The following is a 21,130-nucleotide window of genomic DNA, read 5'->3' on the forward strand; positions in this document are numbered from 1 at the left end:
TCCTCCGTCAGCCGGCGTTGCGGGCTGAGGCGTCGGTAATCACCAGGTCGTCGGCCTTCAACTCGCCCGATTTTACCACGGTATGCTGGCCATCGGTGGAGCCGGTTTCGATCGAAACCGAGACGGGCGTGTTGTTACGCAGCACCCACACCGTTCTTTTGCCTGTCGCGGCCGGACCGGCATCGCGGTTCTGCGACCGGCCCATGCGGGGAGGGCGGAACAGGCTCATCAAGCCACCGCCACGGGAGGCGGATTCGCGCGGCGGCGTATATCGGAGCGCGGAATTCGGCACCAGCAGCGTATTCTTGATCTCCTCGACGACGATATTGGCGGTTGCCGTCATGCCGGGGCGCAGCAGCAATTCCTCATTGTCCACCGTCAATATGCCCTTGTAGGTCACTACGTTAGACACGGTCTCGGAGGCGAAACGCACGGTCTCTATTTCAGCCGGGAAGCTACGGTCGGGATAAGCATCGACGTTGAAGGTGGCCTTCTGCCCGGTTTCAACCTTGCCGACATCCGCCTCATCCACCGACACCTGCAATTCCATATGGCGCAGATCGCCAGCAATGGTGAACAGCACGGGAGCGTTGAGCGAGGAGGCAACGGTGGCGCCGGGATCGACACTGCGGGTGAGGATGACACCATCGATGGGCGAGACGATCTTCGCCTTGCCGAGATTGACCTCGGCCAGCCGCAAATCCGCTTCCGCCGAAAGCACGGTCGCCTCGTTGACCTGTAGCGTGGCGCCGGCGGCATCGTGGTTGAACTGCGCGGCATCCAGATCCTGCTGGCTGGAGACCCGGCTCTGGACGAGGGACCGCAGACGCTCCATCGATGTTTTTGCCGAGCCGAGATCGGCGCGCGCCTTCAGCACATTGGCCTTGGCGGAGGCAAGCTTGGCGCGGGCGCTCTGCACGTCGGCCTCCAGCTTGTTGGTGTCCAGTTCCGCCAGAATATCGCCTGATTTGACCGGGCTGTTATAGGTAACGTTGACCTTGCGAATGGTGCCGGACAATTCGCTCGATATGTCGACCTGATCGGTCGGCTGGACTGAGCCGGTGGAGGTTACGACGACGGAAAGGTCGCCCTGTCTCGCCGCTTCCGTGGTGTAGGTATAGGCGACGCCCGCGGCACGCGACTGGTAATAATAGCCAAGGCCCCCGCCGATCAGCACCACGGCTGCTGCGGCATAGAGATAGCGGCGCGACTTCTTCTTTCTACCTGACCTGCTGGTACCCAGAATGTCCCGCAGATCGGGCTGGCTGTTTTCCGTGTCGCGGCCATTGGTGTTGGCGTCATTCATTTTCGTCACCCGCAAAATTCAAAATACCACAGAGGATTGTTTCCAACCCCTGTTTCCGGTCCGTCTGTCGCTGTTTGTATTCCTCTGATTGTGGGAAGTGACATAGCTTGCCCAAAGGGGGAAGTGAAAACTTGGTAATATTTATGATAGCTCTGGTCTGCTAGAGATAAATCCGAAAAGGCCGATGCCATTGATGTGGCGCCGGTTTCAGCAGCGACATGCAGGACGATGATATAATGAACGACAATGTGGTGAAGTTCCGCAAACCGGCGCCCCCGAAAAAGCCGCGCCAGCCGCTTGGGCCAAAATCGAAAAAAGCCCTGACGATCGCCGCCATCATCGCTTTTTTTGCCGCCGCCTGGGGGTATTTTACGCTGTTCGGGCAGGGGTGACGCTCTGAAAGCCGTATTGGGTATAGACGCCGCATGGACTGTTACCCAGCCAAGCGGGGTCGCCTTGGTCATCAACGATGGAACAGGCTGGACGCTGCGTGCCGCCGCATCTTCCTACGTTGGCTTCCTCGCCTGTGGAAGCGATATCCGGGTTCTCGCTGATCGCCCCAGGGGATCAGTTGCCGAAGCATCGGCGCTTCTGGCGGCCGCAGAAGCCCTTGCAGGATGCAAGATCGATCTCGTTACGATTGATATGCCGCTCTCGCATCAACCGATTACTGCCCGCCGTGCTTCTGACAATCTGGTGTCTTCCGCCTATGGTTCCCGGCAATGCGGCACCCATACCCCAAATGCAATCAGGCCCGGCAAGGTCAGTGATGATCTTAAAATGGGGTTTGAACTTGCGGGATATCCGTTATTAACCAGGGAAATCAGCAGTCCTGGTCTGCTCGAAGTCTACCCGCACCCTGCGCTTGTTGAACTGACCAACGCCGCGAAACGGCTTCCGTATAAGCAGGGAAAAGTCGGCAGCTACTGGCGGTCGGATACGTCCGCAGACCGTCGCGCCAAACTCCTCGAGGTCTGGTCGTTCATCATCGCACATCTGGATCGACGGATAGGTGGGGTTGCCGATGCACTCATCATCCCTGCGACGAACGCAAAGGGATGGGAGATGAAGGCTTTTGAGGACAAGATGGATGCCGTCGTGTGCGCCTGGGTCGGGATTTGTGCTTTGGAGAGTGAGGCAGTGCCTTATGGCGACGACATTTCCGCGATCTGGATCCCGAAAGCGGCAGTTTAGATGGAGATGGCGACCCCTGCAGGATTCGAACCTGCGACATTCGACTTAGAAGGTCGACGCTCTATCCAGCTGAGCTAAGGGGCCGTCGTGCCGGACTATTATTGCTCCGGCTGAAAATCGTTCAGTGCGTCTTCTTCAATGCGTCCAGGGCTGGGTGCGGTTGAAGCGGAAATTATCCGTGTAGGATACAACCTTGCGGGTTGCTTCCTTTGGCTGGATGACGCGGTATTCGATGCCCTTGCGCTGCGCATAGGCTTCGGCCTGTTCCTGCGTCTCGAATGTCAGCTTTACCTGCTGCTTCATGTCGGATGTCGAGGTGTATCCCATGATCGGATCGATCTTGCGCGGGACCTCAGCGTCGAATTCCAGAACCCAGACATTGGTTTTCGCCTTGCCGGATTGCATGGCGGTCTTTGCAGGGCGGTAAATCTTCGCAGACATGTCGAAACTGCTCCGGTTGGGCGGTGGGGCATGCGCCCCGGATTACTATTCACGTACCTGAATAGAATAACCAAATCGTGTCAGGAACGCTGAATTTGAAATGGACCGACTCCATGTGAGAGTCAAGACGATTATCCCTTGCGATCTCTTCACGGTCCCATCGCGTTGCATGAGTTTTCAATAATCGAGGCAATGGGCTCAACAAAGATGAATTTCCCTGTTGCGGACTGCGGGTGAACCGTGTATTCCCCAGCCATCGCCTCGGCGGAGTGTAGCGCAGTCTGGTAGCGCATCTGGTTTGGGACCAGAGGGTCGGGAGTTCGAATCTCTCCACTCCGACCATTTAAAGCGAAACATTCGCTTGTCGGTGTAACCCTTTCAAATAATAGATTCCGTTCAGTCCGCTGAAGGTCCGGCCAATGTGCTTTCGGCCGTGCCGATCGTCATGACATTGCCGCGCCATGCAACCGCGCTGCCGATCCAGCTGCGTACCCAGACGAATGGCATGATGACATCCCGCGCGACCATTGCCGGAAGGGTATAGAGGGATACCGGCCACCGGTTGAGAGCTGCGAGCGCCAGTTCCGGGCCGTACATGATGGAGAGTACGGCAATCGCGGTGACGGCAAGGTTCGCATCCGCGGCAACGGCGGCAGCGAGCGCGAAGAGGAGCGGGGGAAGCGCGCCGGTGAGGATTTCCGGGGCGAAATATTGCGGGAAGGTGACGCGCCGCAGCCGCGCCCAGCGGGTCTGCCGCGACCAGATCTCACCGGCATGGCGCTGTCCGAGCGGCTGCTCGAACGGAGCCGACACCAAGTGTACCTTGCGACCGGCATTTCTGACCAGCTTCGTGGAAGCGGCATCTTCGGCGATTTCGGCGGCGAGCGCGCGGATGCCGCCGCGCTCTTCCAGGAATGGCTTGTTCCACAACATCGATTTGCCCTGCGCGAAGCCCATGCCGATGGCTTCCGCCGCATATTGCCAGCGGCCTTGCGAGCCGTTGAGGAAGGCGCATTCCACATGCGCCCAGAAGCCATCCGGCCGGGAGCCGAGTGGCGGCGAGCAGACCAGTCCGCTATCCGGCCGCCAGGCCGACATCATGGTTTCGATATAGGATTGCGGCATCAAAACATTGGAATCGGCCAGAATGACCCATTCGTGCCGGGCAGCACGCCAGCCCTTGACGCAATTGTTCAGTTTGGGATTGGCGCTGATGCGATCATCGCCGATGAGCAATTGCGCTGAAACTGCGGGGAAGGCCGCGATTGCCTTGCGCACTTCCTCGATCACGGGATCGAACTCGTCGGTGACGCAGAACAGAAGCTCATAGTCCCGCCAGTTGAGCTGGAAGGCGCGCGACAGCGTCAGCGGCGTGAAAGTTTCGATGCCGCGCAGCGGCACCACCAGCGATACCGGCGGTTTCTGCCGGACAAGTGCGTTGTCCGTATCGCGTCTTTTCAGCCGCCAGCCTGCCAGAACGACGCCGAGAAGATTGAAGGCGAGGAGCAGAATTGCGCAAAGGGCAAAAACAGTTTCCATGCTGGCCAGTTCCACTCCCAAGCTTTCAGCGGTTTAACCGCCAACCGATTCCATGGAATTCGTCATTGCGGATTATAACGTTTGCATGACAGTTACATGTCATGTTCTGCAGGCAGGATCCGACTTCGGTCGTTCATGCGCCCCTGGCGCACGGGTCGATGCCGCGTTTGTTACCGAGAAAGCGTGAACGGTTTTTCCAGGCTACCTGTTCGCTAGGGGAGACGGTTGTTTGCCTGGTTGAATGCCATAACGACGAAGCGGGCCTGCCGCGCTATCAGGAATAGTCACGTCTAAACACCGATTGTAAGACCGAAATCTATCCGAGTATTGACTGCCGGTGCATGGGGAAAACTAAGACGGTGTATCTCACAGCAACCTCCCGATCCCTGTGCACCCGGCCATTTGAATAGGACGAAGCTCAGGCTTCAATCAAACGGGCGATCCACGCAGGTGGATTGCCCGTTGTTTTGACCTATGGAGGCATGTTGATGAACGCAAGATCGACTTGTCGCCCATCCGGTTGTAATCACCGTAAGTGACTGATATTTAGTCGATAATATTCACAAAGCCTTCTGCGTGACGACCTAGTGGATGTTCAGAATATGCGCGTGGCTGCTTGCGACCAGAAACGATTCCCGCGCTTTTTCGATGTCGCATTTTCCGGCGATAGCATCGAGACAGTTCCTGCGTGCGTCCTCATATTCCGGTCCGTGTTCGTCCGGCCAGCGGTACATCAGCATGTCCAGCGCCACCAGAGGGCTGTAGATTTCCACCGCTGCGGATAGCGGCAGGTGGATAGCCACCGGCTTCATCCACGAGGCGTGGTGACACGGCTCCGTTTTGTTAATCAGCATGTCATTCTCCTCCCTGTTTCATGCGCCTTGACGGCAGATTTCACTCCCATGCGCGAAATGCTCACCTCACGAAATGGTTCCCGATCACCTAAAATGTGATCGGGCAGGGGGTTCCAATTTGCCAAGATGAATGGAAGATGAACGAATTGATGAACCGGAGATGAACAAAACCGTGATTCGGGCGTTGTAATAGCCAAGAAGGAGAACGCACATGTTCAATTTGTCAGGCATTCAGGAAAGCTTCTTTGGAGACCGCATGGCGGGTGTGTGCGAGGCCATCACCTCTGCACTGGCTTTCGAAAACGGTCTCGAGAAGTCGCGGATTTCCGCAACCGTTGAAAATGACGTGATCTATCTTGAAGGGACGGCGGATTCGGTCGAGGCAATCGACATTGCCATCAATCTTGCCGCATCCATTTCCAATTGCCGGATTTTGAGCCATATCGAGCCGGTCTACTGAGATCTTGCCGGCCGGGCGAAACGTCGTCCGGCCTTTTCAGACGCAGTAACGCGGCAATGTCATTTCCGGTTGCCGATTTGTGCACTGCGCACCAGATCGCCCGTTTTGATGCCGTAGCGTTTGGCAGTGCCGCCATTCAGTTCAAGCACGAATTTGACCGACCCACGGGAGCTGATGATCGCTTCTGAATGTGGCACGGCGTTTTCGTGGATATGGGTTATGCGCCCGTCCCGGGCGATGAACAGCATGTCGAGCGGAATGAGAGTATTCCTCATCCACATGGCTACATCCCGCTCCTTGCCGAAATCGAACAGCATACCGCTTCCAAGCGGCATTGACTTGCGAAACATAAGGCCCTGTTCGCGCTGGGCGTTGTCCAGCGCCAGTTCCGCAACAAATTCGTGGGTTTCTCCGGAGGCGGTCTCTATCGTCAGCGGTTCGGATTGAAACGTCTGCTGTTGTTGAGCCTGTGCTGCGCTTGAGAGCGTGAAAAAAAGAAGCGCCAGAACGGCGCTCTTCATCAAGTGGCGAAACACAGCGGCCATCAGTGCGACATCCCGATCGGGGCCGGGTTGTCGGGGTGGATCTCCGCCGCCATCAAACCCTTGTCGCCATCGCCGAAGCGCACCAGCACCACCTGGCCCGGACGCAGTTCCGTGAGGCCGAAACGGCGCAGCGTTTCCATATGCACGAAAATATCTTCAGTGCCTTCGCCGCGCGTCAAGAAGCCGAAACCCTTGGTGCGGTTGAACCACTTGACGATTGCACGCTCAAGCCCGCTTGACGGCGTGACCTGCACATGGGTGCGAACCGGCGGCAGCTGCGACGGGTGAACGGCGGTGGACTGATCCATCGACAGGATGCGGAAGGCCTGAAAGCCGCGGTCACGCCGCTGGATGAGGGCAACGATGCGCGTACCCTCGAGAATGGTCTGATACCCATCGCGGCGCAGGCAGGAGACATGCAGCAGCACGTCCTGCATTCCGTTGTCAGGCACGATAAAGCCGAAACCCTTGGCAACGTCGAACCATTTCACCGCGCCGGTGATTTCGGTCAGGTCCACGGCATCGGCCGAAAGGTCCTCGACATCGACTATCGTTTTCGATGACATCCTATCAGCCATATCCTGCCAACCCCTCGATTACGCGCCACACACCGGTCAACTGATTCCTGTGTACCAGATTAACATCTTGGTAACGGTTCCACGCAAGCCCTAGTTTTTGATTTGCGTAGCTGCTTTTATGTCGCCGTCCTTGTCCGGGGCTTGCGATCATGCGTTTGTGGCCCGGAAAAGCGTATTGGAGAGGAAGAAAATGCGGTATCTGCACACGATGGTTCGCGTCAAAGACCTTGGCGAATCAATGAAATTCTATTGCGACCTGATGGGTCTCGAGGAAATACGCCGGATCGAAAACGAAAAAGGCCGTTTCACTCTGGTTTTTCTTGCAGCGCGCGACGATGTCTCTGCGGCGCGGGAAAAAAAGGCGCCTTCCCTTGAACTCACCTACAATTGGGACACCGAAGATTACACCGGCGGCCGCAATTTCGGGCACCTGGCCTATGAGGTCGACAATATTTACGACTTCTGTGCCCACCTTCAGCAAAATGGCGTCGTGATCAACCGGCCGCCGCGTGACGGTCACATGGCCTTCGTTCGTTCGCCCGACGGTATTTCTTTCGAAATCTTGCAGAAGGGCGAAAGCCTCGCGCCAGCCGAACCGTGGATATCTATGCAGAATACGGGTTCCTGGTAGGGGTTTTCCCGACCAGAAGCGACGATTTCGGTCACTCTTGCCTTGTCCGGATGGGTTGAGGCATAGTCCGCGAATCGAAACGGCATGTCCTGTTTTGAAAAAGCAGACGATTCCGTTCCCGTGCTGCTGTTGTAAATGCAAGATACGGAGGCCACCCATGAAAGCTGTCGATAGCGCGAAAGGACGCGTTGCCTGTCAGCGTCTTGTTGTCGCGGTTTCGTTGCTCGGGCTTGCCGGATGCGTTTCAGCGGTGACGGATGACGACATGGCTGCCAACAGCAAAAAGCCGGCGATTTCCGCCGAGCAGAAGGCGCAGGCGGCATCGGCGGTTCATAATCCGGCCGCCAAACAGCAGCAGGGGCATTACGTGGATCCCGCCGTGGCCTCCGCAACCGGCGGGGCCGTTGCGGCCCAGCCGCAGGCGCCCGGTGGCCCCGCACAAGGCTACGGTGCCGCCGCCGATATTGGCGGCCTGACGACGCAGCCGACGGCGATTTCCGCGGGTACATCAAGCATATATTCAAGCAGACCTGCCGTTGCGGCGGGGGCTACAGCCGCAGCGGGTGCACCTTACCAGGGTATCGCGCCCGCCGTCAGCAGCGTCTACTCGGCACCAGTGCTGGCGACACAGCCGCAACCGGTATCTGCAACGGGACAAGTGCCGACTGCGGTGCCGGTACCGGCAGAACAGCACAGCGAAAACCGTCAGGCGGTTCCCGCACCAGCGCCGCAAAATGCGTCGGAACAGCTCGCAGCTGCTTCAGCACAGTCTTCTGGAGCCGGAAAACGAGCAGGCGAGGGGCAGGAAAGTGAGGGCACAGTCGTGCCGCTGGCAGCTTTCTTCGCCGGTGCGGCCAAGAAGCGCCTTCCGAAAATGATCGAAAACGGTACGGCGGAGAATACGCAGGTTGCGGCGCTCTCCGGCGGATCGGACAGGACAATGGGTATAGCGCTTTCCGGCCGTTCGATGATGTCTGACGAATTCGACGATGCGCATCTCGAAGACGAGGATGACCAGCCGGCCGGCCTGATGAAGCTTGCCTCGCTCTCCGGCCTCACTCGAGTTTCTCCGAACGGGCTTTTCCTGCAGACCGATCATGTTGAAGTCGGTTGTTTCAAGCCGGAACTGGTGCGCATGATCAAGGATGTCGAGCGCCACTACAACAGCCCGGCCATCGTCACCTCGGGTTATCGCCCGCCAAAGGGCATAAGGCAGGGTTCCAAGCACTACACCTGCGATGCAGCCGACATCCAGATCAAGGGCGTTTCCAAATGGGAGCTTGCGTCCTATCTGCGCTCGATGCCGCAGCGTGGTGGTGTAGGCACCTATTGCCACACCGAATCGGTTCACATGGATACGGGCGAAGCCAGAGACTGGAACTGGCGCTGCCGCCGCACCGCCCCGCGTAAATAATCTCGCGCCGCATTCTCGAACCATCAAAGCTTGCGCGTTGCTCGCCCGAAATTCTGCCGGCGTGGAAATCACGGCATGCAGACAGGGTGCGCCACATGCTGTAGGAGACGGTTTCCCGACCCTATGCGCATGGTGCTTTCCGAATGCTGCCGATATCCGCTTTTCCCGTTTACATCATCTCCATCGCCAGAGCGCGCGCCCGTCTTGAAAAGATGCTGAACGGAGCATCAGGTCTTGGGCTGGATTTGCGCCCGGTGGAAGGTGTTGACGGTAAGACCATTCCCGCTGCCGAATGGACGGATTTTAACAGGCGCGGCTTTGAGCTTCGCAACGGCCGTCATGCCTTGCCTGGGGAGTATGGCTGTTATGCCAGCCATATCAAGGCAATGGAGATATTCCTCGCCACGGATGCGCCGGTTGCCGTGATCGTTGAGGATGATGTTGCCTTCACGCCTGACTTCTCCGATCGGGTCAAGGCAATGGTCGCGATCATGCCTGAGAATTCCATCGTAAAGCTGACCAATCACCGCCACAGAGGTTTCAGAGCCAGGAAGACCAGCGCTCTCGGAGACAAGCTGGGGCGCTGCATATACGGGCCACAGGGATCGTCGGCCTGCTATATCATCTCACGCGGTGGAGCGGAGGAGTTTCTGAAAGCGGCAAGGGTGATGACGCTGCCTTTCGACCGGGCGCTGGAATGCGGCTGGGGTTACGGCACGCATGTCTACGTCACCGAAAAGGATTTTCTGCCTTTCGGCGATCCGGACACGCTGGTCGGAACGCGCGCGGAATATCGCGGCAGTAAATTTGCCCGATTGAACCGGGTGCCAGCCTATCTCTCCAGTTTTTATGACAATATCGCGCGGTATGTGTACGCCTATCTGTAGAGGGAGGCCGCTTAACGCACGAAATCTTCCCTCTGGACCGCTTTGCGGCCCGTGAGGCTTTCTTTTTGGATACTGAAGAAAATCGGCTTGGTGGAGTCTGTTCCAGTTTCGTGGGGATGGATCGTTGAGCCTCCCGGCTCCCACCAGTTCGGGTGTTTCTGGATCAGAGACCAGGCGTAGATCCGCTCGCTTTGCCACTGCTCGTTATCTTCAAGCTCCTGATAGAGGCCATGGAGAATTACGCTTGTCCATGTGCTGGTGTTTTTGACCTCATCAACCTGAAGGCAAACATGAGGGTTCAGGCGCATATTCTCTATCTTGGCTCCCATCATCGAGAAGCTGTAGACTCCACCCTCGTGAAACACGAAATGGATCGGCACCACATAGGGCCTGTCATGATCGATACAGGCAAGATGCCCGAAGCTCATCCGGGAAAGGAATGCGATGCATTCCGCCGATGTCATTTCTTCCAGATGGACACTTGACGCCATGATGATCACTCCGTTCTGGGCAGGCGACAACGATCATCTGATCGCGCCGCCTTCATTTTCCCATCTCTCGACAGCCGGGCTTCCGGATTTTTGGGTAGACTGAAATATTTCCCGCTTCTTATGGTGAGGAGCCGACGCAGCCGGGATTGGTTTACGCCTGCCGGAACCACGCCGAATGGCGGCGATCAGAACTCGCCTGCACGCGTCCAGTTTCGACGAACCGCATAACGTTGCAGCATCTTTTTCAAGCCTGTCGATCGCCTTGACGAGCAGGGGCGCACGATCTGGATCGACATTTCGTTTTCGATTGATGGAAGACATTTCGTCCTCCTTTGGTTGGGGCCAAGGCAGATGCACCTTCACACAACAGCGCCCGCTTCAAATGCTCCGATTGATTTATTCTGCGCTCTATATGAGGGATGCGCAAGCACATAGCTTGTCTGGAAACCATCCATGAAGTGCTGCAGCTGCTACTGTACGACCGGCACACAAAGCGCGTTCCGTTGCACATGGAATCGGCGCGCGGGCGCGATTTTCCGTATTTTGACGTAAATTTTCTAGCCTGTTTGTTTCAGCACGAGTTTTGTCAAAAGGTCGATCTGCTGCTGCTGTTTATCGACGAGGGCTTTCAGCTCGATAGAGCGCATCCGATCGAACTTATCGTGCAGCGCCATGATTTCTATCTCTGCCTTCAGATTGACCTCGTAGTCATGTGCGGCATCGATTCGATCCTTGGCCGCATGGCGGTTCTGGCTCATCATGATCACCGGCGCCTGAACCGCTGCGAGCATGGATAAGATGAGGTTGAGGAAAATGAACGGGTAGGGATCGAAGGCGTTCGAAGCCGCGATGATGTTTGCGCTCAGCCATATCGCAAGCACAGCCGCAAATATAAGGATAAAGGTCCAGGAACCACCGAATTTGGCAACCGTATCCGCAAGCCGCTGGCCGGACGTCAGTCTCTCGTCGAAAACCGCATTCGCGTCCGCCGAGATGGTGCGCCTTGCTGCAAGACGACGAAATATTGCTTTTTCCCTGTCCGGCAGCAGCTCAAGCGGTTGCCCCAGATAACGGCTCGCTCCCTCCGCCAGGTCCTGAGGTATGAGCATGTCACTGTCGTCTTCGATATGGGTTGCCATTGTTCTTTCTCCCTTGGCTCGCGCCAATCCGACAACCGACTCCGGACCGAAGGCCGCCCCTACACGGATCAGGTATTAGCACACGCCACCGTACCATGCTTTGCATTGAGCGGCCTTATCGGCCGGTTCGCGAGTCAGGGGAGGGCGTGTCAGGGAGGGCGGCGATTTGCGTTCTTCTGGGAGGCAGTTTCAGAGACGAGATCTGTCGGGACGCAACGCTGATACGCAGGTTCCTGCTGGTAATTGGGTTAATGCAGCTTTGAAGTGTATTTTAAGTATACATATAGTTTTAGTGATAAAAAATATATTTTTTCGAAAAAGTAATTAGGTAACCATTGTGCGCTGACGGGGCTTTTGCAATGTTGATATTTATCATTTTGATGTATAGGTCGAGAGTAACCGTTTAATCATATATATGTGAATCATTTTCAATGGAAATTCCGTCCTTTTTTGTTTCTTTGCCGCGGTTGATCCAGGCGGTGATTCCGCTTTGGCGGACCTCTTCAAGTGGGGTGTCCTAATTGGCACTGTGGCTGCGAACCCGAGAACTTCATTCCGGTCACGCCAGTTCGGAGGCTGATCGTCGAAACTCTGAATCGGCTTTGCAGATCGCTCGCGCTGATCTCTAAGCGCCTCGACGCTGCCGACGCGGACGAAGACTTCGAAGGTGCCGCCGTGCTCAGAGTGCAGGCGTGCGGCTTCGACCAGCGCAGAATCGTAGGAGGGATGCTCGAAGGGCCACATGCAGGGACGGATGCGTCCAGTGCTATCGCCACGGCGGAATACGAAGTGGCCGCCGACGACTTCCTCGCCGTTACGCGGCTTCTTGGGGAAGCGGCGCATGTACTCATATTTCGTCTTGGGCTTGCCGTGCTTCTTGGCCTTGTGGTCCGGGCGCTTCATAGGCTCATCGGACTGGGCGGCAACGGCGACGTCGTCAAACTCTTCGGGACGTGGTCTGTACATTGGTAATCTCCTCTTGTGGTGGCCAGCTTGGTTTGCTGGTTGCAAGAGGAGATATAGACCTACAAACTTTTAGCGTCAATCACAAAGTTTGTAATTTTGTGATTTTAGTATTTGCCTGCGAGTACGATCGGGTGAGTCGTTAGGACCTCATTGACGTCAAACTGGATTTCGATCGGCGGATTGTACTGCCGGAGAACTAGGTTGTTGCCCTGACGGCCAACGAACTCTTTGACGTAGCCCCAAGGCGGAGAGCCGTCGTCTTCTATAGGTTTGAGCTGGACAATCACGTCGTCACCTCGACGAGCTGGCTTGCCTGGGTGTACCCACACGGTCTCGCCCGCCTTAAAGCGAGGATACATCGACTCACCATCTATGTAGACTGCATAGGCTCCCGCTACGTTCTCTAGAGACGGAGGGCAGACCACGTAGTCGATCACGCTGCCATTGAATATGTAACGCCCGTCCTCGCCTCCGACAGCCATGCCTAGGACTGGGAGCATTTTATTTGTTGTGATTACTGCTGTTTTAGGTCCAATAGTAGCATTCGGAGGTACGATTGCACCTGGTGTAATTGGTGGCGGTGTGAGTTGCTTTGGTGCGTAGAATGAGCGATCCTCATCATCCAACTGCATAGCGCGTAACTTCGCAGGCGCCTCCGCATGCCATACATCGTCGGAGACGTTGCCGCCTGCGTCGAGCCTAACTTTTTGCATCAGCGGATACAGTTCCGCCTCAAGAATGCCTAGCGCGCGCGCGGCCTTCTTCCAGTAAGCCGGTTTGATGACATCCCCGATCAACCAATTGCTGATGTTTTGCTGGCTCGTTCCGACGACGCGAGCCAGTTCACTCGCATTGCCGTCGAACTTCTCCTGAAGCTTTTCATTGAGGAGGCGGGTGAGGGCTGTTTCCATCGCAATTATTCCTATCGTTCCACAACGATTTATCAAAAATAACGCATTTGCACAAACAAACTTATAGACCTAAAGTTTGTTTGTGTTAGATTGTGAATCAACAGCGGCCAGATAGAAGCCGGCAGGGCAGAAGACCCGAAAGACGAAGCTGCAAATGAAAGGGAAATGCGCGTGATGAAAGATTCCGAAAGAAGACGGTCAGCGACCCAAGCGATGACCGCGAGAAGAAGATGGGTGCATGAGGCGCCTGAGCGCAGAAGAAGATGGCGGCCAGTGACCGGGCCGCCGTAACCGCAAGAAATCAACTGGCGATAACAAAATCAATAATGCCAGAAGGGGAGACGACTATGAGAAAGACCGCAAATAATGACTTCGAAAACTTAGCGCCGGTGGAGCATGAAGCTCTGCCGGCGTTGTCGTGCATGCAGCATAAAACGAAAAGGGGCGTAATGAGCCGGCACCACCCGTAACTCCGCCCCTTCTCCGTACTAACACGCCGAGGAGACCTTCGCCGTAAGGCGGGATCAAAGCGCGTGTTCCATATCCGACACCACATCGGACAGCCAATTCCTACACAAATTTGTAGGAATTGTCAAGTGGCAATGCGGGTTACCAACCTGCTATGCCGTCACCACCCGCTCCGAAAGGACGATGACATGAACAGCTTCCACGTTCTTCACTTCAAGCTGCGAGCCATCGTAGCGGCTAAGCTGAACAGCGCCATTGCTCATTCCTTCAAATCGTCCGATCCAAGCGAATCCGCCCGAATGCGCGAGCACGTCGTCACCAACGGCTGGCCAGCGGGAAGGGTCAAGCCAAGCTTTCACGCCGACGTGGAAGACGGGCTCCATCACTTTCGTGTCGATGACGATCGCGTACCGGCCTTCGGGAATACGTTTGCGACCGTCGTTGATGGGCTCGAATTTGAATTTGCCGGCCTTGCGGTCGGAGATCTTGCCGTAGGTGCGGGCAACCGTAATAGGCGTGATCGAAGGAGCGGTTTCTGCCGCCTCGCGAGCCATCTCTGCCACGTCATCTTCGGAGACACCCAGGAAGGCGGCAATCGCCGGGAATTGCCTAGGTCTTGGAATGACGCCAGCCTTCCAGGTACTGTAGGTCTGCTGAGGCACGCCTAGCTCTTCGTACACAGCGCGATCCTTTACGGCTCTCCGCTTCTGTTCTTTCAGTATCGACTGCAGGAGGCGCGACTTAACTTCAGGCATGCATCCACCTTGGTGAAATCTTGACAAATTTGTAAAAATAGTTTAGTTTCATAACCCTGCTGCTTTGTCAACCACAAGGCGGCCACCACGCAGAGGAGACGACATGACGCTTATCACCAGCACTATGCTGGCGGATATGCACGCGCGCCGTGAAAACGGTGAGAGCGTCGCAGATATTGCCGCCAGACACAACGTCAAGCCAATGGCTGCATACCAGCGGCTGCGGCGCACATACGGCCTGCACAAGCAGCGCGCCTTCATCCCGGCCAACGACAACAACCTCGACCGCGAGACGCACTTGGCTCCGCACAACGGCGGTTGCTCTACGCTCTCCGGCCTCTTGCCGGTTTCGCTGCCGCGCGTTCTTACCGCCGCAAACGACAATGCTGACGATCTGGCGGCCGGGCAGGCGGTCAACGACTACGCGCTGCGTGGGGTGGCGAGTGGGCAGGTGGCGGCATGACCTGCGACTGCGAATTCTTCAATTTCGGCGATCCGGTCCGCAACCGACAAAACCCTCATCTCACAGGCGTCGTCATCGGCGATCGCAACTGGGGCAGCGAGTACCAGGTGCGCCTTGCCGACGGCGCCTCGACGATCTGGTGGCACGGCATCGAGATCGAACACGATCAGGAGGGCCAGCCACCAGCCAAAGAGGACGACGACACCAACGTCGTCAACGTCGACTTCACACAACGGCGCACGATGACCGCCGAGACAACCACGGAAGGAGCAGCGTGATGGGTGAGTTTAAGAAGGGTGATTTCGTACGCAGAACGGCCGGCGAGTCATTGACAACGAACGCTGGACGACACGGGGCTGGTTTTGTTGGCCAAATCGCCGACATTGTGAAGGGCTTCACAACTGAAGTCGTATTCACCAATGATCACGCTGGTCTTATCGAGATGTACGAACCCTGGCAGCCGCGCGTTGGCGAGCCGGTTAAGGTGACGGGAAATGATCAGTGGGCAGGTGACGGTGAGGTTACAGAACTGCGCAATTATGGCGTCTTCGTCGTCTTGATGAAGACTGGTCGATTCGCTGGCAAGCCGGGCGGCTTTTACATCCGCGACATCGAGCCCAACCTCTCCACAGAGACTCCCGCAAAGTCCGTCACACTCAAGCTCGAGGCCGGCAAGTTCTACAAGACGCGCGACGGCCGGAAGGTCGGGCCGATGGTCGAAGACAAATGGCACGATCGCCGCTACGGCTGGACAGTCGCGCACGAATTCAACGCCGAATACGGTAAGGCGTGGCGCGGAGATGGAACGTTCCATCCTGACGTTGGCACGCAACATGGTGCTGACCTCATCGCCGAATGGATCGACGAGCCAGCCGCTAAGGCCAGCAACGATAACACCACGCCGAAATTCAAGGTTGGCGATCGGGTGCGCGTCGTGAAGCATTGCAATTACAAGGGCGAAAGCATTCCTCTCGATCTCCCTGTCGGCTCTGAGCACACCATTGTTAAGGTGGGTGATTGCCTTTCGTACCTTGGTTGCGACACATACGAACTGTCTGGGGGCGGCTTAAACTTCTACGTTGCGCAGAACCTAGAACTGATCGTCCACGTCACCACCACCATCGTCGCCCTCATCGAAAACGGCCAGCCCAAGCCATCCTCGACGCCTCATGTCCACACTTCCACCGGCGCGGCCGAGAAGGAAGCCAAGCGCCTTGCGGCCAAATACAAGGGCCAGCAGTTCGGCGTGTTCACGCTGACTACCACCCACGAAGAAGCCGCGCCGGTCTATGACCACAAGTGGCAGAACATGGCGTACCTAGGCCTCAAGATTGATGCCATCAAGGAACTGCGAGCTGTTGCCGGCCTTACTTTGAAGGGTGCCAAAGACGCCGTCGAGGCATGGATCGAATACGAGAACGCAGCCTAACCAGCGCTAGCGGCTGGCTACCAACCAGCCGCACTTCACCGCCACGCCCTACCGGCTGGATACAGGCCGTCTTGATGAAGGCGACGATCGGCTGTTCGACCAGATCGTTTACACCTACGGCATCGCCGACGGTGTTGCCGACGGCTACCTGGCGCCGCTTTCGTCGAAGGCCACTGCAACGACGTTCGACATGAAGGGTGTCGGCAGGCAGGGAGGCGACTATAAGCAGTCCGCGTTGCAGGCTGCCGTCGACAAGATGGACGTCACGCGGTCCGCGGTCGACGAGATCGTGGCGAAAGGAGCCGACCGCAAGTCATGGCTTTGCTTCTGCTCGGGCGTTGAGCACGCCGAGCACGTGCGTGATGAGATCCGTTCGCGCGGCATCTCCTGCGAGACGATCAGCGGCGAAACGCCGAAGGATGAGCGCCGGCGCATCATCGAGGACTTCAAGTCCTACAAGATCCGGGCGCTTACAAACAACTCGGTGCTGACGACCGGCTTCAATCACAAGGGTGTCGACCTGATTGCTGCCCTTCGTCCAACGTTGTCAGTTTCACTGTACGTGCAGATGATGGGCCGCGGCACTCGCGTCATGTACGTGTCTGCAGTCGTTGCTGGTTCGCCCGAGAATCGCAAACAGCATGAGCTGGACGCTGCTGCATCCGTGACGTTCAATCTCGGCGTCGGCGCGATGAATTGGACGTGGGCTGAATACTGGCGCAAAGGCCAGATCAAGAAGGCCGCCGCTCATCTCGCAAGCAACTACAACACTGCGAAAGGTAAGAAACTGCCTGGCCTCGTGCGCCGTCGCAAGGAAGAGGCGCTTCTATTCGAGAAGGGCATCTATACCGGCGTTGGCGTGACGAAAGAAGTGACGGCGGAACCGCCGGTGCTGCCAGATCCGGTTGTGAAGGAAGCGCAGGAACTGCTCACGACTGCTGGCCTCAATCCCGGCGCGATCGACGGCTGGATGGGCGAGAAGACCAAGGCTGCCGTAATCGCCTATCAAAAGGCACACCCGCACCTTATCGCTGACGGCATCATCGGCCCTGCCACCATCGCACAGCTTCGTCGCGACGCATGCGCGGCCAAGGACGTGGTTACAAAGGGCGCAAGCTCTGCGGCTGGTTCTGGATTGCTTGCCTTCACCGCAGGCCTCCCATGGGGCTGGATAGCCGCAGGTGTGCTTGTGGCGGTTGTCGGCTACGTGGCCTACCGCAACCGCGATGTGATCACACGCCGGTGGAATAGTTGGCGCGGCAAGGAGGTGGTGGTTTGATGATCATCGCCAAGCTTAAAGGCTGCCTAGCCGCAATCGCCACGGCGCTCGCGATCCTTGCGGGCGCCTTTTTGTATGGCCAGCGGGCAGGGCGCACCGCGGCGAAGGACGAGCAGGCTGCGGCGAATGCCAAGGCTATCAAGAAGGCCGGGGACGTCGAGCATGAAATCAAAAATCTTGGCGACGATGATGTTGATCGTCGTCTTACTCAGTGGATGCGCGACAAGCGGTAATTACTGCGACATCGCGCGCCCGGTGCGTCCTTCCTTTGAGGATAGCCTGACGAGTGAAACGAAGCGGCAAATCCTCACCGAGAGTGAGAAGCTGCAAAAGCTTTGCGGGGTGAAGCCATGACCGGCCCTGAAATTATGGCTGTCGGCGGGTTCTTCGTGCTGCTGTTCGGTTTCCTCTTCGGCCTCTGGAAGTACGTCGATGCAAAGATCAGCGCCGCAAAGATGGAGGCGTCTGGAGCCGCCTCTGCGGCTTCAGCAATGGCGTCCCTTGCAAGGGAAGAGCTTGCGGCTCACCGCCTGCATGTGGCGGAAACCTACGTCTCAAAGTCCGGCCTTCGCGAACAGACTGAGCAGATCATGGGTGCTATCGGCGCCGTGAAGGATGCCGTCGACAAGATGACGTTGCGCGTGGATCGCATCGTCGAAAATCAATCAAAGCCGCGCGCGACGCGGGCTTCCTGATTTAGCCCGCTTGCCGAGAGGTAAGCGGGTTTTTTGTTGCGATAATAAGAGGAACTACGGCCCGACGCGTCATCTTTTGATCGAGCTCGTCGTTACATAATCCGCGTCAACAGTCTTGTTGGCGTTGTGTGAAACGGCAACAGCAGCAAAAATAACCAGGCCGCATAGTGGTATCGCAAAAAGCACGGCGGCATTGATCAGAAACCGGTATCCGTCTGGCGGGTGTGAACCGCGGCGTTTGCCCGCAATTTGGTGAAGAAGATCCACCGTTTGCGGCGCGCCGGTTTAAGCCGGTGGTGAAGCCGAAGGTGGAAAGCAAGAAGAAGGTTGTGGAGACGATATGATGGATCCATTGGACCAGTTTGCGGCGGCGATAGCATCGGCAGACAACCATAAAGACTGGAGCGCGCTCAGTGCGAAGATGAGGGAATCATATAGGAGGCTCGCTGTTGGAGCGGCGGCAGCTCTACGTGAGAACGTAGACACTGACCAAGACCAGACGGTTAGGGATTTCACTGCGCTCGTCTTGACCTACGGAATGGTTCTTCCCCGGGAGGTTGATGAATGACAATCTCATCCAAAGACACCGGCTGCCTCACAGCTGTGCCGGCGAATGATAACGACGCAGTGCCGGCTGAACTCGAGCCGTTAGCTGAGGCTATAGGCAAACTGCCATCGTCAAATCCAAAGCGTGCGTTCGGCGTGAAGAAGCCGTCGGCGCAGTTTATACCGCCTGTCGCCATCATTGAGGAGAGTATCGTCATGGCGCTCGGTGCTGCAAAGTACGGCGCCTTCAATTGGCAGGATGATCCAGTCGACGCCACCACCTATTACAGCGCGGCGATTCGCCATTTGCTACAATGGTTCTCTGGTGAGGACATCGATCCGGAGAGCGGTGCGTCACACCTGGCACACGTGCGGGCATGTATGGGCATCCTGCTGGACGCAAAAGCGGCGGGAACGCTGATCGATGACCGGCCCAAGTGCGCGTCGCTAGCAAGGCTGTTGAGCGGTTGAAGGTGGCTGCGTAAAAAGAAAACCCCTCCTGCGCGAGCACGAGGGGTTTTCTTCATTACATGCCGAAGAGGCCGAGAAACAACCCAAAGCTGACCTTAAGGTCAAACCCGAGCCGGAACGTGCCTTCCGACTTGTTGGTCTCGATAAGAAATTTAGCGTGCATGACGCCTCCCTATCGTTGTGTGCTGTGGACCTTGTTGAGCCGGCTAGCGCACAAATAGACCAGTGTGATGGCTGTTTCCCATTCTGCAACAGCGAGGGCGGTGGCCATCGTCACCCGGCTGTTCCGAGTTACTTGCAATATGATGTGCGACGCCGAAGGGATCAAGCCCCGCCACTAACCACGGCGGGGATTTTCTTTATGTCGCATAGGTTGCACCACCAGAACGTCCACAGAACGACTTTTGCAAACTGTCAGCAAACTACGCAAACCGCGACGTACGCAAGCGTTCGCTAACGTGCCGGTATTGTCAATGATTTCAGTTGTTTAGGTGGTGAGAGCGCAGGGATTCGAACCCTGGACCTACTGATTAAAAGTCAGTTGCTCTACCGGCTGAGCTACGCTCTCCCGTGTCGGGGCTGGGATGCCCTTCGGAAGTGCGCGGAACATAGGTAGAGCGATCCGTTCGGTCAACCCAAAAAAAGCGCTTTCTACAATCAATCCGGTTTTTTTTGTCGCACCCCCGAAAAGGTGATTGGAGAGAGGGGGCGGCTGGGGATAAAAGCGGCTTCAGACATGTCTGGCAAACGGGTGAAATCGTTTTGCGGCAATGGCATGCGCCAAAATGAGAGCGTGAAACGCGGCGAATCTCGGGAATCGCGACGTGCCTTGCTGATCTTTTTGCGCGTGACGTTATCCCAAAACCGATTCCCGCTTTTGGGAGACATGCGTCAATGCGGAGTTCTTTCTTGTCGATTGCCGATATTTCCCTGTTCAGCGCGCTTCTGGCCGGTGCCCTGTCATTTCTGTCGCCCTGCGTCCTGCCGTTGGTGCCGCCTTACCTCTGCTATATGGCCGGTGTTTCGGTGGAGCAGTTCAGGACGGAGAATACCGCGCCGCGGCCCGAAATCCGCAGGGCCGTGCTGTTTTCGGCTTTCTTCTTCACGCTCGGTTTTGCCACGGTCTTCGTGGCGCTGGGTGCCGGTGCTTCGACGATCGGCACGCTGTTGCGCCAGAACCTCGATATTCTCGCCAAGATTGGCGGTTTCATCATCATTCTAATGGGTCTGAATTTTCTCGGCGTTTTCCGCATTGGCCTGTTCTCGCGCGAGGCGCGGTTTCAGGGGGCGGGCAAACCGGCCACGCTTTCCGGCGCCTATGTCATGGGCCTTGCCTTTGCCTTCGGCTGGACGCCCTGCATCGGTCCTGTCCTCGGCGCGATCCTCGGCGTTGCCGCCTCGCGTGACACGGTTGGCGATGGCGCGATGCTGCTTGCGGTCTATTCGCTTGGCCTTGCGGTGCCGTTCTGGATTGCTGCAGCCTTTTCCGGTTCCTTCATGCGTTTCCTCGTCCGTTTCCGCCGCCATCTCGGTCTTGTGGAAAAGCTGATGGGTGTGTTGCTGGTGCTCACCGGCCTCGCTTTCATGACCGGTTTCATCACCAATGTGGCGATCTGGTTCCAGGAGACCTTTCCGATCCTGATGAAAATCGGCTAAGCCTCCCCGCGT

At 56.9% G+C, this 21,130-nt stretch carries 27 protein-coding genes and 3 tRNA genes; 16 read left to right on the forward strand and 14 right to left on the reverse strand.

All coding sequences use genetic code 11. The annotated features are described in order from the left end of the window. Positions 1-7 precede the first annotated feature (7 nt). Complete coding sequence (locus tag ACQZ5Y_RS12910; RefSeq protein WP_174049671.1) at positions 8-1,306, reverse strand: efflux RND transporter periplasmic adaptor subunit; 1,299 nt, start codon at positions 1,304-1,306, stop codon at positions 8-10. A 236-nt stretch (positions 1,307-1,542) separates the two neighbouring features. Between ACQZ5Y_RS12910 and ACQZ5Y_RS12915 the strand changes: the two genes are divergently transcribed. Next, on the forward strand, positions 1,543-1,698 hold the full coding sequence (locus tag ACQZ5Y_RS12915; RefSeq protein ID WP_003515963.1) for a hypothetical protein: 156 nt from the start codon (positions 1,543-1,545) through the stop codon (positions 1,696-1,698). 64 nt (positions 1,699-1,762) lie between these two features. Then, on the forward strand, positions 1,763-2,500 hold the full coding sequence (locus ACQZ5Y_RS12920; RefSeq protein ID WP_174049670.1) for a DUF429 domain-containing protein: 738 nt from the start codon (positions 1,763-1,765) through the stop codon (positions 2,498-2,500). Between the two features lie 7 nt (positions 2,501-2,507). Here ACQZ5Y_RS12920 and ACQZ5Y_RS12925 read toward each other — a convergent pair. Next, a tRNA-Arg gene (locus ACQZ5Y_RS12925) sits at positions 2,508-2,584 on the reverse strand. A 51-nt stretch (positions 2,585-2,635) separates the two neighbouring features. Further along, the gene (locus tag ACQZ5Y_RS12930; protein ID WP_003495468.1) at positions 2,636-2,941 is read right to left on the reverse strand and encodes an ETC complex I subunit; all 306 of its coding nucleotides are present in this window, start codon (positions 2,939-2,941) and stop codon (positions 2,636-2,638) included. A 265-nt stretch (positions 2,942-3,206) separates the two neighbouring features. Between ACQZ5Y_RS12930 and ACQZ5Y_RS12935 the strand changes: the two genes are divergently transcribed. Continuing rightward, a tRNA-Pro gene (locus ACQZ5Y_RS12935) sits at positions 3,207-3,283 on the forward strand. Positions 3,284-3,337: 54 nt separating this feature from the next. Here the strand turns inward: ACQZ5Y_RS12935 and ACQZ5Y_RS12940 are convergent. Together ACQZ5Y_RS12940 and ACQZ5Y_RS12945 are read right to left on the reverse strand one after the other, a co-directional pair. Continuing rightward, complete coding sequence (locus ACQZ5Y_RS12940; protein ID WP_174049653.1) at positions 3,338-4,480, reverse strand: ceramide glucosyltransferase; 1,143 nt, start codon at positions 4,478-4,480, stop codon at positions 3,338-3,340. A 584-nt stretch (positions 4,481-5,064) separates the two neighbouring features. Further along, complete coding sequence (locus tag ACQZ5Y_RS12945; protein WP_003515956.1) at positions 5,065-5,334, reverse strand: DUF982 domain-containing protein; 270 nt, start codon at positions 5,332-5,334, stop codon at positions 5,065-5,067. A 211-nt stretch (positions 5,335-5,545) separates the two neighbouring features. On the opposite strand from ACQZ5Y_RS12945, the gene ACQZ5Y_RS12950 reads away from it, so the two are divergent. Further along, on the forward strand, positions 5,546-5,794 hold the full coding sequence (locus ACQZ5Y_RS12950; protein WP_003515953.1) for a BON domain-containing protein: 249 nt from the start codon (positions 5,546-5,548) through the stop codon (positions 5,792-5,794). Positions 5,795-5,853: 59 nt separating this feature from the next. Here the strand turns inward: ACQZ5Y_RS12950 and ACQZ5Y_RS12955 are convergent, their stop codons facing one another. Together ACQZ5Y_RS12955 and ACQZ5Y_RS12960 are read right to left on the reverse strand one after the other, a co-directional pair. Further along, positions 5,854-6,339 (reverse strand): DUF192 domain-containing protein, encoded by a 486-nt coding sequence (locus tag ACQZ5Y_RS12955; protein WP_162696600.1) that lies wholly within the window; start codon positions 6,337-6,339, stop codon positions 5,854-5,856. Then, on the reverse strand, positions 6,339-6,917 hold the full coding sequence (locus ACQZ5Y_RS12960; protein WP_013636345.1) for a cold-shock protein: 579 nt from the start codon (positions 6,915-6,917) through the stop codon (positions 6,339-6,341). Before ACQZ5Y_RS12960 ends, ACQZ5Y_RS12955 begins: the two co-directional genes overlap by 1 nt. A 190-nt stretch (positions 6,918-7,107) precedes the next feature. Between ACQZ5Y_RS12960 and ACQZ5Y_RS12965 the strand changes: the two genes are divergently transcribed. The 3 genes from ACQZ5Y_RS12965 to ACQZ5Y_RS12975 all read left to right on the forward strand — a co-directional run bounded on the left by ACQZ5Y_RS12965 (position 7,108) and on the right by ACQZ5Y_RS12975 (position 9,849). After that, positions 7,108-7,548: a VOC family protein gene (locus ACQZ5Y_RS12965; RefSeq protein ID WP_065659292.1), complete on the forward strand. Its 441-nt coding sequence runs from the start codon at positions 7,108-7,110 to the stop codon at positions 7,546-7,548. A 157-nt stretch (positions 7,549-7,705) separates the two neighbouring features. After that, complete coding sequence (locus ACQZ5Y_RS12970; RefSeq protein WP_174049652.1) at positions 7,706-8,962, forward strand: YcbK family protein; 1,257 nt, start codon at positions 7,706-7,708, stop codon at positions 8,960-8,962. A gap of 143 nt (positions 8,963-9,105) precedes the next feature. Further along, positions 9,106-9,849, forward strand: coding sequence for a glycosyltransferase family 25 protein (locus ACQZ5Y_RS12975; protein ID WP_174049651.1), 744 nt, complete (start codon positions 9,106-9,108; stop codon positions 9,847-9,849). Between the two features lie 11 nt (positions 9,850-9,860). On the opposite strand, the gene ACQZ5Y_RS12980 is transcribed toward ACQZ5Y_RS12975, so the two are convergent. The 6 genes from ACQZ5Y_RS12980 to ACQZ5Y_RS13005 all read right to left on the reverse strand — a co-directional run bounded on the left by ACQZ5Y_RS12980 (position 9,861) and on the right by ACQZ5Y_RS13005 (position 14,579). Next, on the reverse strand, positions 9,861-10,340 hold the full coding sequence (locus tag ACQZ5Y_RS12980; protein WP_236762891.1) for a pyridoxamine 5'-phosphate oxidase family protein: 480 nt from the start codon (positions 10,338-10,340) through the stop codon (positions 9,861-9,863). 33 nt (positions 10,341-10,373) lie between these two features. Next, on the reverse strand, positions 10,374-10,661 hold the full coding sequence (locus tag ACQZ5Y_RS12985) for a hypothetical protein (RefSeq protein WP_174049650.1): 288 nt from the start codon (positions 10,659-10,661) through the stop codon (positions 10,374-10,376). A 236-nt stretch (positions 10,662-10,897) separates the two neighbouring features. Then, positions 10,898-11,479, reverse strand: coding sequence for a DUF1003 domain-containing protein (locus ACQZ5Y_RS12990; RefSeq protein ID WP_174049649.1), 582 nt, complete (start codon positions 11,477-11,479; stop codon positions 10,898-10,900). A gap of 372 nt (positions 11,480-11,851) precedes the next feature. Beyond that, on the reverse strand, positions 11,852-12,445 hold the full coding sequence (locus tag ACQZ5Y_RS12995; protein WP_236762890.1) for a hypothetical protein: 594 nt from the start codon (positions 12,443-12,445) through the stop codon (positions 11,852-11,854). A gap of 104 nt (positions 12,446-12,549) precedes the next feature. Next, a complete protein-coding gene (locus ACQZ5Y_RS13000; RefSeq protein WP_174049641.1) occupies positions 12,550-13,356 on the reverse strand; it encodes a LexA family transcriptional regulator in 807 nt (268 codons plus the stop codon). Between the two features lie 620 nt (positions 13,357-13,976). Then, positions 13,977-14,579 carry a hypothetical protein gene (locus ACQZ5Y_RS13005; RefSeq protein WP_236762889.1) on the reverse strand — a complete coding sequence of 201 codons (603 nt, stop codon included), beginning with the start codon at positions 14,577-14,579 and terminating at the stop codon, positions 13,977-13,979. A 103-nt stretch (positions 14,580-14,682) separates the two neighbouring features. On the opposite strand from ACQZ5Y_RS13005, the gene ACQZ5Y_RS13010 reads away from it, so the two are divergent. The 8 genes from ACQZ5Y_RS13010 (at position 14,683) to ACQZ5Y_RS13045 (ending at position 19,462) form a co-directional block, all read left to right on the forward strand. Beyond that, positions 14,683-15,042: a hypothetical protein gene (locus ACQZ5Y_RS13010; RefSeq protein ID WP_174059880.1), complete on the forward strand. Its 360-nt coding sequence runs from the start codon at positions 14,683-14,685 to the stop codon at positions 15,040-15,042. Then, positions 15,039-15,320: a hypothetical protein gene (locus tag ACQZ5Y_RS13015; RefSeq protein ID WP_174059879.1), complete on the forward strand. Its 282-nt coding sequence runs from the start codon at positions 15,039-15,041 to the stop codon at positions 15,318-15,320. Before ACQZ5Y_RS13010 ends, ACQZ5Y_RS13015 begins: the two co-directional genes overlap by 4 nt. Continuing rightward, a complete protein-coding gene (locus ACQZ5Y_RS13020; protein WP_174059878.1) occupies positions 15,320-16,471 on the forward strand; it encodes a hypothetical protein in 1,152 nt (383 codons plus the stop codon). The genes ACQZ5Y_RS13015 and ACQZ5Y_RS13020 overlap by 1 nt, the downstream gene beginning before the upstream one ends. A gap of 190 nt (positions 16,472-16,661) precedes the next feature. After that, positions 16,662-17,750: a helicase-related protein gene (locus ACQZ5Y_RS13025; RefSeq protein WP_236762888.1), complete on the forward strand. Its 1,089-nt coding sequence runs from the start codon at positions 16,662-16,664 to the stop codon at positions 17,748-17,750. Beyond that, positions 17,750-17,983: a hypothetical protein gene (locus ACQZ5Y_RS13030; RefSeq protein ID WP_174049631.1), complete on the forward strand. Its 234-nt coding sequence runs from the start codon at positions 17,750-17,752 to the stop codon at positions 17,981-17,983. Before ACQZ5Y_RS13025 ends, ACQZ5Y_RS13030 begins: the two co-directional genes overlap by 1 nt. Positions 17,984-18,100: 117 nt before the next feature. Beyond that, positions 18,101-18,445 carry a hypothetical protein gene (locus tag ACQZ5Y_RS13035; protein ID WP_013636120.1) on the forward strand — a complete coding sequence of 115 codons (345 nt, stop codon included), beginning with the start codon at positions 18,101-18,103 and terminating at the stop codon, positions 18,443-18,445. Between the two features lie 340 nt (positions 18,446-18,785). After that, positions 18,786-19,013 (forward strand): hypothetical protein, encoded by a 228-nt coding sequence (locus tag ACQZ5Y_RS13040; RefSeq protein ID WP_174049622.1) that lies wholly within the window; start codon positions 18,786-18,788, stop codon positions 19,011-19,013. Beyond that, complete coding sequence (locus ACQZ5Y_RS13045; RefSeq protein ID WP_174049621.1) at positions 19,010-19,462, forward strand: dATP/dGTP diphosphohydrolase domain-containing protein; 453 nt, start codon at positions 19,010-19,012, stop codon at positions 19,460-19,462. The genes ACQZ5Y_RS13040 and ACQZ5Y_RS13045 overlap by 4 nt, the downstream gene beginning before the upstream one ends. 492 nt (positions 19,463-19,954) lie before the next feature. On the opposite strand, the gene ACQZ5Y_RS13050 is transcribed toward ACQZ5Y_RS13045, so the two are convergent. Then, positions 19,955-20,030 (reverse strand) — tRNA-Lys (locus tag ACQZ5Y_RS13050). A gap of 341 nt (positions 20,031-20,371) precedes the next feature. Between ACQZ5Y_RS13050 and ACQZ5Y_RS13055 the strand changes: the two genes are divergently transcribed. Further along, positions 20,372-21,118: a cytochrome c biogenesis CcdA family protein gene (locus ACQZ5Y_RS13055; protein WP_025593718.1), complete on the forward strand. Its 747-nt coding sequence runs from the start codon at positions 20,372-20,374 to the stop codon at positions 21,116-21,118. The last annotated feature ends 12 nt before the right edge of the window (positions 21,119-21,130 follow it).

The sequence above is a fragment of the Agrobacterium sp. A3-95 genome, from assembly GCF_053521785.1.